This window comes from Micromonospora sp. NPDC048170 (assembly GCF_040652795.1).
GTDB lineage: Bacteria > Actinomycetota > Actinomycetes > Mycobacteriales > Micromonosporaceae > Micromonospora.
The window spans coordinates 138,510-152,247 of record NZ_JBEZMR010000016.1; the positions used below are offsets into that span (position 1 = coordinate 138,510).

Annotated in this window: 1 protein-coding gene; it reads left to right on the plus strand. The window is 73.5% G+C overall.

What is annotated here, in order from left to right; genetic code table 11:
• Positions 1-11 precede the first annotated feature (11 nt).
• On the plus strand, positions 12-13,738 hold a 13,727-nt coding region (locus AB0D32_RS20655; protein WP_357092316.1), incomplete at its 3' end, for a type I polyketide synthase.

Consider the following 13,738-nt stretch of genomic DNA (forward strand, 5'->3'; position numbering starts at 1 on the left):
GTGATCTACCGATGGCGAACGAAGCCAAGCTCCGCGAGTACCTCAAGCGCGTCACCGCTGATCTGCACGAGACCAGCGAACGCCTGCGGGCCGTAGACGAGCAGAACCACGAGCCCATCGCGATCGTGGGGATGAGCTGTCGTTACCCGGGTGGGGTGCACACCCCCGAGGCGCTGTGGCGACTGGTCGAGTCCGGCAGTGACGCCGTCACGCTGTTCCCGACCGACCGGGGCTGGGACGTGGAGAACCTCTACGACCCCGACCCGGACGCGCACGGCAAGTCGTACACCCGCGAGGGTGGCTTCCTGCACGATGCCGGCGAGTTCGACGGGGCGTTCTTCGGCATCTCGCCCCGCGAGGCCCTGGCGATGGACCCGCAGCAGCGCCTCCTGCTGGAGGTCGCCTGGGAGGCCGTCGAGCGGGCCGGGATCGCCGCCGACTCGCTCAAGGGCAGCCGGACCGGGGTCTTCACCGGCGTGATGTACCACGACTACGTGTCCCGGCTGCCAGGGGTGCCGGACGAGGTCGAGGCGTTCGTCGGCACCGGCAACCACGGCAGCGTCGTCTCCGGCCGGATCGCGTACACCTTCGGGTTCGAGGGCCCGGCGGTGACCGTCGACACCGCCTGTTCCTCCTCGCTGGTGGCCCTGCACCTGGCCGCGCAGGCGCTGCGCTCCGGCGAGTGCACCCTCGCGCTGGCCGGTGGCGTCACCGTGATGTCCAGCCCCGACACGTTCGTCGGCTTCAGCCGTCAGCGCGGCCTCTCCCCGGACGGGCGGTGCAAGTCCTTCGCGGCAGCCGCGGACGGCACCGGCTGGAGCGAGGGCGCCGGGCTGCTGCTGCTGGAACGGCTCTCCGACGCCCAGCGCAACGGGCACCAGGTGCTCGCCGTGGTGCGCGGCACCGCCGTCAACTCCGACGGCGCCTCGAACGGCCTCACCGCGCCGCACGGCCCGTCGCAGCAGCGGGTGATCCGCCAGGCGCTGGCCAACGCCCGACTCTCCCCGGCCGACGTGGACGCGGTGGAGGCCCACGGCACCGGGACGCGGCTCGGCGACCCCATCGAGGCGCAGGCGCTGCTCGCCACCTACGGCCGGGACCGGGCCGACGACCAGCCCCTGTGGCTCGGCTCGATCAAGTCCAACCTCGGGCACACCCAGGCGGCGGCCGGCGTCGCCGGCGTGATCAAGATGGTCATGGCGATGCGGCACGGCGTCCTGCCGAGGACCCTGCACGTCGACGAGCCGTCCCCGCACGTCGACTGGTCGGCCGGGGCGGTGAGCCTGCTCCGCGAGCCGCGCCCGTGGCCCCGCGGGTCCCGGCCGATGCGGGCCGGCATCTCCTCCTTCGGGGTCAGCGGCACCAACGCCCACGTCATCGTCGAGGCCGCCCCGCCCGCGCCGCAGCCGACCGCCGACACCGACGTCGCCGGGCCCGACCCGCTGCCGTGGGTCGTCTCCGCGCGCAGCGCCGCCGGCCTCACCGCGCAGGCCGACCGGCTGCGCTCCTGGCTGGCCGAGCACCCCGACGCCGCGCCCGCCGCGGTGGGTCGGGCCCTGGCCGCCGGGCGGTCCGTCCTGGAACACCGGGCCGTGGTGCTCGGTGCCGACCGCGACGAGTTGGTCGCCGGGCTCGGCGCGCTGGCCGACGGCATCCCGGCGGCGTCCGTGCGGCGCGGGGTCGCCAGCCCCACCCGCGTCGCCGTGCTCTGCACCGGGCAGGGTGCCCAGCGGGTCGGGATGGGCCGGCAGTTGTACGCCGCGTTCCCGGTCTTCGCCGCGGCCTTCGACGCCGCCCGAACGGAACTGGACCGGCACCTCGACCGGCCCCTGAACGAGGTGCTCGACGGCCCCGCCGACCTGCTCGACCGCACCGGGTACGCCCAGGCGGCGCTGTTCGCCGTCGAGGTGGCGACCTACCGGCTCGTCGAGTCCTGGGGCGTCGTGCCGGACTTCGTGACCGGGCACTCCGTCGGCGAGGTGGCCGCCGCGCACGTCGCCGGCGTGCTGTCGCTGCCGGACGCCGCCCGCCTGGTCGCCGCCCGGGGCACCCTGATGCAGGCGCTGCCCACCGGCGGCGCGATGGTGTCCATCCGCGCCACCGAGGCGGAACTGCGCGAACACCTGGCCGCCACCGAGGCGACCGGCGCCGAACTGGCCGTCGTCAACGGCCCGGAGTCCGTCGTCGTCTCCGGCGACGAGGGCCCCGTGCTGGCGGTCGCCGCGCACTTCTCGGCCCTCGGCCGGAACACCCGGCGGCTGCGGGTCAGCCACGCGTTCCACTGCGCCCGGATGGACCCGATGCTCGACGCGTTCGCCGACGTGCTCGGGCAGTTGACCTTCGCCGAACCCCGGATCCCCGTGGTCTCCACCGTGACCGGCGCGGTGCTCACCCCGGACGAGGTCCGCTCGCCGGCGTACTGGCTGCGCAACGTCCGCGACACGGTCCGCTTCGACGCGGCCGTGGCCACCCTGCGTGAGCTCGGGGTGGGCGCGTACGTCGAGGTGGGTCCGGGCGGGGTGCTCTCCGCGCTGACCCAGGAGATCGTCGGTGCGGACCAGGCGGTGTGCGCCCCGGTGCTGCGCGCCGACTCCGACGAGGCGGCGACCGCACTGGCCGCCGCCGGCACCGTCTGGGCCCGGGGCGTGCCGGTGAACTGGACCGCCCTGTTCGCCGGCCCGCCCGTGCCGGTCGACCTGCCGACGTACGCGTTCCAGCGCCAGCGCTACTGGCTGCTGCCCCTGCCGCAGGCCGCCGACGTGACCGCCGCCGGGCTGACCCCGACCGGGCACCCCCTGCTCGGCGCGGTGTTCCGCTCGGCCGACGGCGACGAGGTGACGCTCACCGGCCGGCTGTCGGTGGAGAGCCAGCCCTGGCTGGCCGAGCACGCCGTACGCGACGTGGTGATCCTCCCCGGCACCGGGTTCGTGGAACTGGCGCTGCGGGCCGGTGCGGAGGTCGGCGCCGACCAGCTCGCGGAGCTGACCCTGGAGGCGCCGCTGGTGCTGCCGGAGACCGGCGGCGTCGACGTGCAGGTCGCCGCCGAACGTACCGGCGGCGAGGCGTGGCAGTTGACGGTCCACGCCCGCCGGTCCGGCACCGACGACCTGTGGGTCCGGCACGCCACCGGCCTGCTCACCCCCGAGCCGGGGGAGGACCGGACCGCGCTGGCGGCCTGGCCCCCGGCCGGCGGCACCGTCCTCGACGTGTCGGAGCTGGTCGGGCGGGCGGCGGAGGCCGGGTTCACCTATGGCCCGTCCTTCCAGGGGCTGCGCGCCGCCTGGCGGGTCGGCGCCGACGTGTACGCCGAGGTGGCGCTGCCCGAGTCGGCGGCCGACGAGGCCGGCGGGTACGGGTTGCACCCGGCGCTGCTCGACGCCGCAGTGCAGGCGGTCGGGCTGGGCATCGTCGACCCCGGCCAGGCCCGGATGCCGTTCTCCTGGTCGGCCGTGACGCTGTCCGCCCACGGCGCCGACACGCTGCGGGTACGGCTGACCCCCACCGGCCCGGACACGGTGACCATGCTGGTCGCGGACGCCGCCGGTGAGCCGGTCGCCCGGGTCGGCTCCCTGGTGCTGCGGCCCCTGCCGGCCGCAGAACTGACCTCCGGCGCGTCCCCGTGGCGTCGCTCGCTGTTCCGCCTCGACTGGCCCCGGCACACCGGCGGTGCCGGCGCGTCTGCCGGCACGACCTGGGCGCTGCTCGGCGACCGCCCCGCGCCGCTGCCGTCGGGCCCGGCCGCCGTCCGGCACGCCGACCTCGACGCGCTGTTCGCCGCCGGGGTGCCCGACGTCGTCGTGTTCCCGGTGGCCGGTGCCGCCGCGACCGGTGCCGGACCGGTCCACGACCTGCTCGCCGAGGTCCTCGCCGTGCTCCAGGGCTGGCTCGCCGCGGAGCGGCACACCGGCGGATCCCGGCTCGTGGTGCTCACCAGCGGCGCCGTCGCCGTGGCCGACGACGCGGACGTCGTCGACCTGGCCGGCGCCGCCGTCTGGGGCCTGCTCAGGTCCGCACAGGCCGAGCATCCGGGCCGGTTCCTGGTCGTCGACGTCGACGACCGGGAGAGTTCCGCAGCGGCCCTCGTCGGCCTGCTCTCCACCGACGAGCCGCAGGCGGCGGTGCGTGACGGGGTGGTCCGGGTGCCCAGGCTCGTCGCCGCCCCGGAATCCGACGCGGCGGCGCCGTCGCTCGACCCGGACGGCACGGTGCTGGTCACCGGCGGCACCGGTGCCCTGGGCGCGCTGCTCGCCCGCCACCTGGTCGCCCGGCACGGGGTTCGCCGCCTGGTGCTGACCAGCCGGCGCGGGGCTGACGCGGAGGGCGTGGCCGACCTGCTCGCCGACCTCGCCGACCTGGGGGCGACCGCGACGGTCGAGGCGTGCGACGCCGCCGACCGGGACGCCCTCGCCGCCCTGCTGGACCGCCTCGACCCGGCGTACCCGCTGACCGGCGTGGTGCACACCGCCGGTGTGCTGGCCGACCGCACCCTGACCTCGCTCACCGCCGACTCCCTCGGTGAGGTGCTCCGGCCGAAGGTGGACGCCGCCGCGCACCTGCACGACCTGACCGCCGGCAGGGACCTCGCGCTGTTCGTCACCTATTCCTCGGCGGCGGGCGTGACGGGAAGCCCCGGCCAGGCCAACTACGCGGCGGCCAACGCCTTCCTCGACGCGCTCGCCCACCGGCGCCGGGCGGCGGGCCTCCCGGCGCTCTCCCTGGCCTGGGGGCCGTGGGTGGAGTCGGGCGGCGGCATGACCGCCGGCCTCGACCGGGCCGACAACGACCGGCTGGCCCGCGCGGGCGTCCGGCCGATCTCCCAGGCGAACGGCCTCGCACTCTTCGACGCCGCCCTGTCGACCGGCCTGCCCGCGACGGTGCCGATGGCGCTGGACGGCCCGGCGCTGCGCTTCCAGGCCGAGGCGGGCACCCTGCCGTCGGTCCTGCGCGGCCTGGTCCGGGCACCCCGTCGCCGCGCCGCGCGGTCCGGTCCGGCGGAAACCGCCGCCCTGACCGACCGGCTGGCCGGGCTCGACCCGGAGGAGCGCGCCGCGACCCTGCTGCGGCTCGTCCTCGACCAGGTCGCGGCGGTGCTGGGGTACGCGGACGCCGCCGCCGTCGAGGCCGGGCGTCCGTTCACCGAGCTCGGCTTCGACTCGCTGACCGCCGTCGAGCTGCGCAACCGGCTGGGCGCGGTGACCGGCCTGCGCCTGCCGGCGACCCTGGTCTTCGACCACCCGACCCCGCTCAGCCTGGCCGACCACCTGGACACCGAGACCGGGACGGACGCCGGTCGGCTGCCGGCCCCGGTCGCCGCCGTCGCGGCGCTCGACGAGCCGATCGCGATCGTCGGCATGAGCTGCCGCTACCCAGGCGGCGTACGCTCCCCCGAGCAGTTGTGGGACCTCCTCGTGTCCGGCGGGGACGGCATCACCGGCTTCCCCGTCGACCGCGGGTGGGACGTCGACGACCTGTACGACCCGTCCGGCGCGCGCAGGGGCAGCAGCTACGCCCGCGAGGGTGGCTTCCTGACCGACGCCGGCGACTTCGACGCCACCCTGTTCAAGATCTCCCCGCATGAGGCGCTGGCGATGGACCCGCAGCAGCGGCTGCTGCTGGAGACCTCGTGGGAGGCGATCGAGGACGCCCGGATCGACCCGCTCGCGCTGCGGGGCCGCCCGGTCGGCGTGTTCGCCGGGATGATGTACCACAACCACGCCGCCGGGCTGGCCGACGTTCCGGAGGCCCTCGACGGCTACCTCGGCGTCGGCACCGCCAGCAGTGTGGTGTCGGGTCGAGTGTCGTACTCGTTCGGGTTCGAGGGACCGGCGGTGACGGTGGACACGGCGTGTTCGTCGTCGTTGGTGGCGTTGCACCTGGCGGTGCAGGCGTTGCGGTCGGGTGAGTGCGACCTGGCGCTGGCCGGTGGCGTGACCGTGATGGCGACGCCCGAGACCTTCATCGACTTCTCCCGCCAGCGGGGCATGGCCCCCGACGGCCGGTGTAAGTCCTTCTCCGACGGCGCGGACGGCACGGGCTGGTCCGAGGGCGTGGGCGTGCTGCTGGTGCAGCGGTTGTCGGACGCGCGGCGGGACGGGCGTCGGGTCCTGGCGGTGGTGCGTGGTTCGGCGGTGAACCAGGACGGCGCGTCGAACGGGCTGACGGCGCCGAACGGCCCGTCGCAGCAGCGGGTGATCCGCCAGGCTCTCGCGAATGCCCGGCTGGGCGTCGGTGACGTCGACGTCGTGGAGGCGCACGGCACGGGCACCACTCTGGGCGATCCGATCGAGGCGCAGGCGCTGCTGGCCACGTACGGGCAGGACCGGGACGACCGCGAAGCGTTGTTGCTGGGCTCGGTGAAGTCGAACATCGGTCACACGCAGGCGGCTGCGGGGGTGGCTGGCGTCATCAAGATGATCTTGGCGATGCGTGCGGGTGTGGTGCCGGCGACCCTGCATGTGGACGAGCCGTCGTCGCATGTGGACTGGGCGTCGGGTGCGGTGGAGTTGGTGACGCAGTCGCGGGAGTGGCCGGCGGTCGGGCGGGCTCGTCGGGCGGGGGTGTCGTCGTTCGGTATCTCCGGCACCAACGCGCACGTGATCATCGAGCAGGGGGAGCCGGAGTCCGCTGCGGCGCCCGTCGCGCCGGTCGGGTTGCCGGTGCCGTGGGTGGTGTCGGGGCGGTCGGAGCGGGGTCTGGTGGGTCAGGCGGCGCGGTTGGCGTCGTTCGTGCGGGGTGGGTCCGACCTCGCGGTGTCGGATGTCGCGTGGTCGTTGGTGACGACTCGGGCGGCGTTGGAGCATCGTGCGGTGGTGTGGGGCTCGGGTGTGGACGAGCTGGTCGCTGGCCTGTCGGCGGTCGCCGAGGGCCGGTTGTCGGGCGCGGTGTCGGTGGGTCGTCGGGCGGTGTTGTTCACGGGTCAGGGTTCGCAGCGCGTCGGTATGGGCCGCGAGTTGTACGACGTGTTCCCGGTGTTCGCGTCGGCGTTTGATGCGGTGTGCGGGGAGATTGATCCGCATCTGCCGCGTCCGCTGGGTGAGGTGGTGTTCGCGGAGGCGGGTTCGCCCGAGGCGGGTCTGTTGGACCAGACGGTGTTCGCGCAGGCGGGGTTGTTTGCGGTCGAGGTGGCGTTGTGGGAGTTGCTCGCGTCGTGGGGTGTGCGGGCGGACTTTGTGGCCGGTCATTCGATCGGTGAGGTGAGTGCCGCCTACGTGGCGGGGATGTTGTCGCTGTCGGATGCGTGTGTGTTGGTGGCGGCGCGGGGTCGGTTGATGCAGGCGTTGCCGGCTGGTGGGGTGATGGCGGCGGTCGGTGCGCCGGAGGAGTCTGTTGTCGAGGTCATCGCGGCGTCGGGTGCGGCGGTGGATATCGCGGCGGTGAATGGTCCGGCGTCGGTGGTGGTGTCGGGTGCGGCGGTCGAGGTCGCGGCGGTGGTGGCGGCCTCCCGTGAGCGGGGTTGGCGGACGAAGGAGCTGTCGGTCAGTCACGCGTTCCATTCGCGGTTGATGGATCCGATGTTGGGCGAGTTCGCGGCGGTGGTGGCGGGGCTCGGCTGGCAGCCGCCGAGGATTCCGGTGGTGTCGAACGTGACCGGCAACGTGGCCGACGCCGCAGAGGTCACGGATCCTGCCTACTGGGTGCGGCATGTGCGGCAGCCGGTGCGGTTCGCTGACGGGGTGGCGGCTCTGCGGGGGCAGGGTGTGGACACCTTCCTGGAGGTCGGCCCGGATGCGACGTTGACGGCGATGGTGGCGGATGTCGTTGCGGATGGTGCGGTGCGGCGGATTCCGGTGTTGCGGCGGGATCGTGCGGAGGTCGATGTTCTGACGTCGGCGTTGGGGCAGTTGTGGGTTGCGGGTGTGCCGGTCGACTGGGCGGCGTACCACGGTCAGGCCGGTGCCCGGCCGCGTGCGGTGGACCTGCCCACGTACGCCTTCGACCACCAGCGCTACTGGATCAATGCCGCGACGCGCTCCTACCGTCCCCCCGTCGCCGGTCGTACCGCCGCCGACGAGGACTTCTGGCGGGCGATCGAGGCGGAGGACGTGGCGACCCTCGCCGAGAGCCTGGCCGTCGACGCCGACGCCCCGCTCGCGGACGTGCTGCCGGCGCTGTCCACCTGGCGACGCCGCCGGGACGCCGAGGCCGCCCTCGACTCGTGGCGCTACCGGGTGGCCTGGCAGCCGCTCACGGACGACCTCGCCGACACCGAGGCGAACGAATTCCTGCTCCTCGTACCCGCCGACGCGGACGCGGCCGTGACGGACTGGGCGACGGCCCTCGGTGCCGCCGGCGGGCGGATCGTCGAGGTCGACACCGCGTACGACCGGAAGCGGATCGCCCACGACCTCGTCGAGGCGTTGGCCGGCCGCGCCGGCGACACGCTGCCCGTGCTCTCGCTTCTCGCCTTCGACGGCCGACCGTACGCGGGGAACGGTTCCGTTCCGGCGGGCCTCGCCGGCACGATCGCCCTCGCCCAGGCGTTCGGGGACGCCGGGATCACCGCCCGGCTCTGGATCGCCACCCGCGGCGCGGTCTCCGTCGGATCCCGTGACCGGCACGTCGACCCCGTGCAGGCGATGGCGTGGGGCTTCGGGAGTGTGCTGCGCGCCGAGCATCCGCACCGTTGGGGCGGGCTCGTCGACGTCACCGAGCAGCCGGACCAGAGCGTCGTACGCATGCTCCGGACGCTGGTCGGCGGCGCCGGCCGCGAGGAAGAGGTCGCCCTGCGCCCGAACGGCGGCCACGCCCGTCGGCTGGTCCGGGCGACGTACGGCGACACCGGTCCGCGCCGTTCCTGGACCCCTCGCGGCACGGTGCTGATCACCGGCGGCACCGGGGCCCTCGGCGGGCACGTCGCCCGTGCGTTGGCCGGGGAAGGCGCCGAACACCTCCTGCTGGTCAGCCGGCGGGGTGGCGAGGCACCAGGTGCGGTCGCCCTCGCCGAGGAACTCACCGGGCTCGGCAGCCGGGTCACCCTCGCGTCCTGCGACGTGGCCGACCGGGCCGCGCTCGCGGCGCTGCTCGACTCGATTCCCGACGAGCTTCCGCTGAGCGCGGTCGTGCACACCGCCGCCGCCCTCGACGACAACGTGGTCGACACGGTGGGCGTCGACCAGTTGGCCGGCGCGCTGCGGGCGAAGGTCGACGCCGCACGCAACCTGGACGAGCTGACCCGGGGCGCGGACCTGTCCGCCTTCGTGCTCTTCTCCTCCCTCGCCGGAATCATGGGTGCCGCCGGGCAGGCCACCTACGCGCCGGGCAACGCCTTCCTCGACGCCCTGGCGCAGCGGCGCCGCGCGGAAGGGCTGCCGGCGACCTCGCTCGCCTGGGGCCTCTGGGCCGACGGCGGGGTGAGCGCCGGTGACTTCGAGCAGCGGCTGAGCCGCGCCGGTTTCGGTGCGATGGCGCCCGAGACGGCCGTCCGCGCCCTCACCCGCGCGCTGGAGCGCGACGAGACGTACCTCGTGGTGGCCGACATCGACTGGGCCCGGGTGGCCGCCGCCAGCGGTCGACGCCCAGACCCGCTGGTTCGGGACCTCCTGGCCGGGGCCGGCGCGGCGGCAGCCGTCGGCGCTCCCGTGCCGGCGGCCGACCTGCGCCTTCGCCTGTCGGGAATGCCCGGAACGGAGCAGCTACGCGTCCTTCGTGACCTCGTCCGCGCCGAGGTCGCCGCCGTGCTGGGCCACGAGTCCGCCGAGCGGGTGGCACCGGATCGGGCGTTCCAGGACCTCGGCTTCACGTCGCTGGCGGCGGTCGAGCTGCGCAACCGGCTCGACACGGCCACCGGTCTGACGTTGCCGAGCACGCTCGCCTTCGACTACCCGAACTCGACGGCCCTCGCCGGGCACATCCACGCCGAACTGCTCGGCGGGCAGGCATCTCCCGTCTCTGCCGCCGTCACCGGGTCCGTCGTGGGCGACGACCCGATCGTCATCGTCGGCATGGGCTGCCGCTTCCCCTCCGGGGCCGAGTCCCCGGAGGACTTCTGGGAGCTGCTGACGGCCGGGGTCGACGCGATGTCGGACTTCCCGACCAACCGGCACTGGGACCTGGAGTCGCTGTCCGGCTCCGACGTCACCCGAGGGGCGTTCCTCGCCGACGCGGGTGGCTTCGACGCGGAGTTCTTCGGGATCTCGCCGCGTGAGGCGTTGGCGATGGATCCGCAGCAGCGGCTGCTGCTGGAGGTCGCCTGGGAGGCGTTCGAGGACGCCCGGATCGAGCCCCTCGCGCTGCGCGGCAGCCGGGTCGGCGTGTTCGCCGGCACCAACGGACAGGACTACGAGATCGTCGTACGTCAGGCCGGCGAGTCGCTCGTCGGGTACGGCGCGACCGGCGCCTCGGCGAGCGTGTTGTCGGGCCGGGTGTCGTACTCGTTCGGGTTCGAGGGGCCGGCGGTGACGGTGGACACGGCGTGTTCGTCGTCGTTGGTGGCGTTGCACCTGGCGGTGCAGGCGTTGCGGTCGGGTGAGTGCGACCTGGCGCTGGCCGGTGGCGTCACCGTGATGTCCACCCCGGGCGCCTTCATCGAGTTCTCCCGGCAGGGCGGGCTGTCGGCGGACGGCCGCTGCAAGGCGTTCGCCGAGTCGGCCGACGGCACCGCATGGGGCGAGGGCGTGGGCGTCCTGGTCGTGCAGCGGCTGTCGGACGCGCAGCGGGAGGGCCGGCGGGTTCTGGCGGTGGTGCGTGGTACGGCGGTGAACCAGGATGGTGCGTCGAATGGTTTGACGGCGCCGAATGGTCCGTCTCAGCAGCGGGTGATCCGTCAGGCGTTGGCGTCGGCGGGGTTGTCGTCCGCTGATGTGGATGTGGTGGAGGCGCACGGTACGGGTACGACCCTGGGTGATCCGATCGAGGCGCAGGCGCTGCTGGCCACGTACGGGCAGGGTCGTGATGTGCCGTTGTTGTTGGGGTCGGTGAAGTCGAACATCGGTCACACGCAGGCGGCTGCCGGGGCTGCGGGGATCATCAAGATGATCTTGGCGATGCGTGCGGGTGTGGTGCCGGCGACCCTGCACGTGGACGAGCCATCGTCGCATGTCGACTGGGCGTCGGGTGCGGTGGAGTTGGTGACCGAGTCGCGTGCCTGGCCGGCGGTTGAGCGGGTTCGTCGGGCGGGGGTGTCGTCGTTCGGCATCTCCGGCACCAACGCGCACGTGATCATCGAGCAGCCTGAGCCGACGCTCGACGGGGTGCCGACGGCGCAGCCGGAGTCGGCGCTTCATTTGGTGTCGGCGGCGGCACACCCGGTGCCGGCCGCTGGTGAGCGGGAGGCTGCTGCTGCCGAAACCGCGGCTGGAGACTTCGTCTCGCAGCCCGTCGGGGGTGCGACCGTGGCGTTGCCGGTGCCGTGGGTGGTGTCGGGGCGGTCGGAGCGGGGTCTGGTGGGTCAGGCGGCGCGGTTGGCGTCGTTCGTGCGGGGCCGGTCTGATCTTGTGGTGTCGGATGTGTCCTGGTCGTTGGTGGTGTCGCGGGCGGCTTTGGAGTATCGGGCGGTGGTGTGGGGCAGTTCGGTCGAGGAGTTGACGGCGGGCTTGACGGCGGTTGCTGAGGGCCGGTCGTCGGGTGTGGTGTCGGTGGGTCGTCGGGCGGTGTTGTTCACGGGTCAGGGTTCGCAGCGCGCTGGTATGGGTCGGGAGTTGTACGACGTGTTCCCGGTGTTCGCGTCGGCGTTTGACGCGGTGTGCGGGGAGATTGATCCGCATCTGCCGCGTCCGCTGGGTGAGGTGGTGTTCGCGGAGGCAGGTTCGCCCGAGGCGGAGTTGCTTGACCAGACGGTGTTCGCGCAGGCGGGGTTGTTTGCGGTTGAGGTGGCGTTGTGGGAGTTGTTGGCGTCCTGGGGTGTGCGGGCGGATTTTGTGGCGGGTCATTCGATCGGTGAGGTGAGTGCCGCCTATGTGGCGGGGATGTTGTCGTTGTCGGATGCGTGTGTGTTGGTGGCGGCGCGGGGTCGGTTGATGCAGGCGTTGCCGGCTGGTGGGGTGATGGCGGCGGTTGGTGCTCCCGAGGATGTGGTGCGGGAGGTCATCGATGCGTCGGGTGCGGCGGTCGATGTTGCGGCGGTGAATGGTCCGGCGTCGGTGGTGGTCTCGGGCACTGCGGGCGAGGTCGCGTTGGTGGTGGCGGCTGCCGGCCAGCGGGGTTGGCGGGTCAAGGAGCTGTCGGTCAGTCACGCGTTCCATTCGCGGTTGATGGATCCGATGTTGGATGAGTTCCGTTCGGTGGTGGCGGGGCTGGACTGGCGGGTGCCGCGGGTTCCGGTGGTGTCGAACGTGACGGGTGCGGTGGCGGATCCCTTGGAGTTGGTGGATCCGGAGTACTGGGTGCGGCATGTGCGGCGGCCGGTGCGGTTCGCCGACGGGGTGGCGGCTCTGCGGGGGCAGGGTGTGGACACCTTCCTGGAGGTCGGCCCGGATGCGACGTTGACGGCGATGGTGGCGGATGTCGTTGCGGATGGTGTGGTGCGGCGGATTCCGGTGTTGCGGCGGGATCGTGCGGAGGTCGATGTTCTGACGTCGGCGTTGGGGCAGTTGTGGGTTGCGGGTGTGCCGGTCGACTGGGCGGCGTACCACGGTCAGGCCGGTGTTCGGCCGCGTGTGGTGGACCTGCCCACGTACGCCTTCGACCACACCTGGTACTGGCCGGAAGCGGCGCTTCCGGCCCGCCGGCCCGCCCACGACGACGCACTGGACGGGCGGTTCTGGGCGGCCGTGGAGTCCGGCGACCCCGACCTGGTCGGCGGCGAGTTGGGCGTCGGCGCGGACGAGCCGTTCAGCGCGGTCCTGCCGAAGCTCGCGCAGTGGCGGCGGGCCGCCCAGCAGCAGTCAACTGTGGATTCGTGGCGGTACCGGGTGGTGTGGCGACGCCACGCCATCAGCGGCCCCGAGACCCTGGCCGGCACCTGGCTGGTGCTGATGCTTCCCGGCCAGGAGGACCACCCGCTGCTGGCCGAGTTGGCGGCGCGGGGCGCCGAGGTGGTGCCGGTGGTGCTGGACGTGCTGGAGCGGGACCAGATCGCGCGACGGCTGACCGGGGCGCGGCCGGCTGGAGAACCGGTTGCCGGGCTGATCTCGCTGCTGTCGCTGGCCGGCGCGGGCGTGGTGGAGGCGCTGGCGGTGGCGCAGGCGCTGGCCGTCACGGAAGTCGAGGGCCGGCTGTGGTGGCTGACCTCCGGGGCGGTCTCCGTGGACGACTCGGAGGCCCTGACCGACCTGACCGCCGCTTCCGTGTGGGGTTTGGGTCGGGTGGTGGGTTTGGAGTTGCCGTTGCGGTGGGGTGGGTTGGTGGATTTGCCGGTGGTGGTGGGTGGTGGTGTGTGGGGTTGGTTGTGTGGGGTGTTGTCGGGTTGTGGTGAGGATCAGGTGGCGTTGCGGTTGTCGGGGGTGTTTGTGCGGCGGTTGGTGCGTGTGGGTGGTGGTTCGGGGTCTGGTTCTGGGTCTGGTTTTCGGTTGTCGGGGACGGTGTTGGTGACGGGTGGTACGGGGGCGTTGGGTGCGCGGGTGGCGTTGTGGGCGGTGGGTGTGGGTGCGGAGCATGTGGTGTTGGTGAGTCGGCGGGGTGGGGATGCGGTGGGTGTGGGGGATTTGGTGGGGCGGTTGGAGGGGTTGGGTGTGCGGGTGTCGGTGGTGGCGTGTGATGTGGCGGATCGGGGTGCGGTGGCGGGGTTGTTGGGGGGGTTGGTGGGGCGTGGTGAGCGGTTGCGGGCGGTGGTGCATGCGGCGGGTGCGGCGCAGTTGACGGG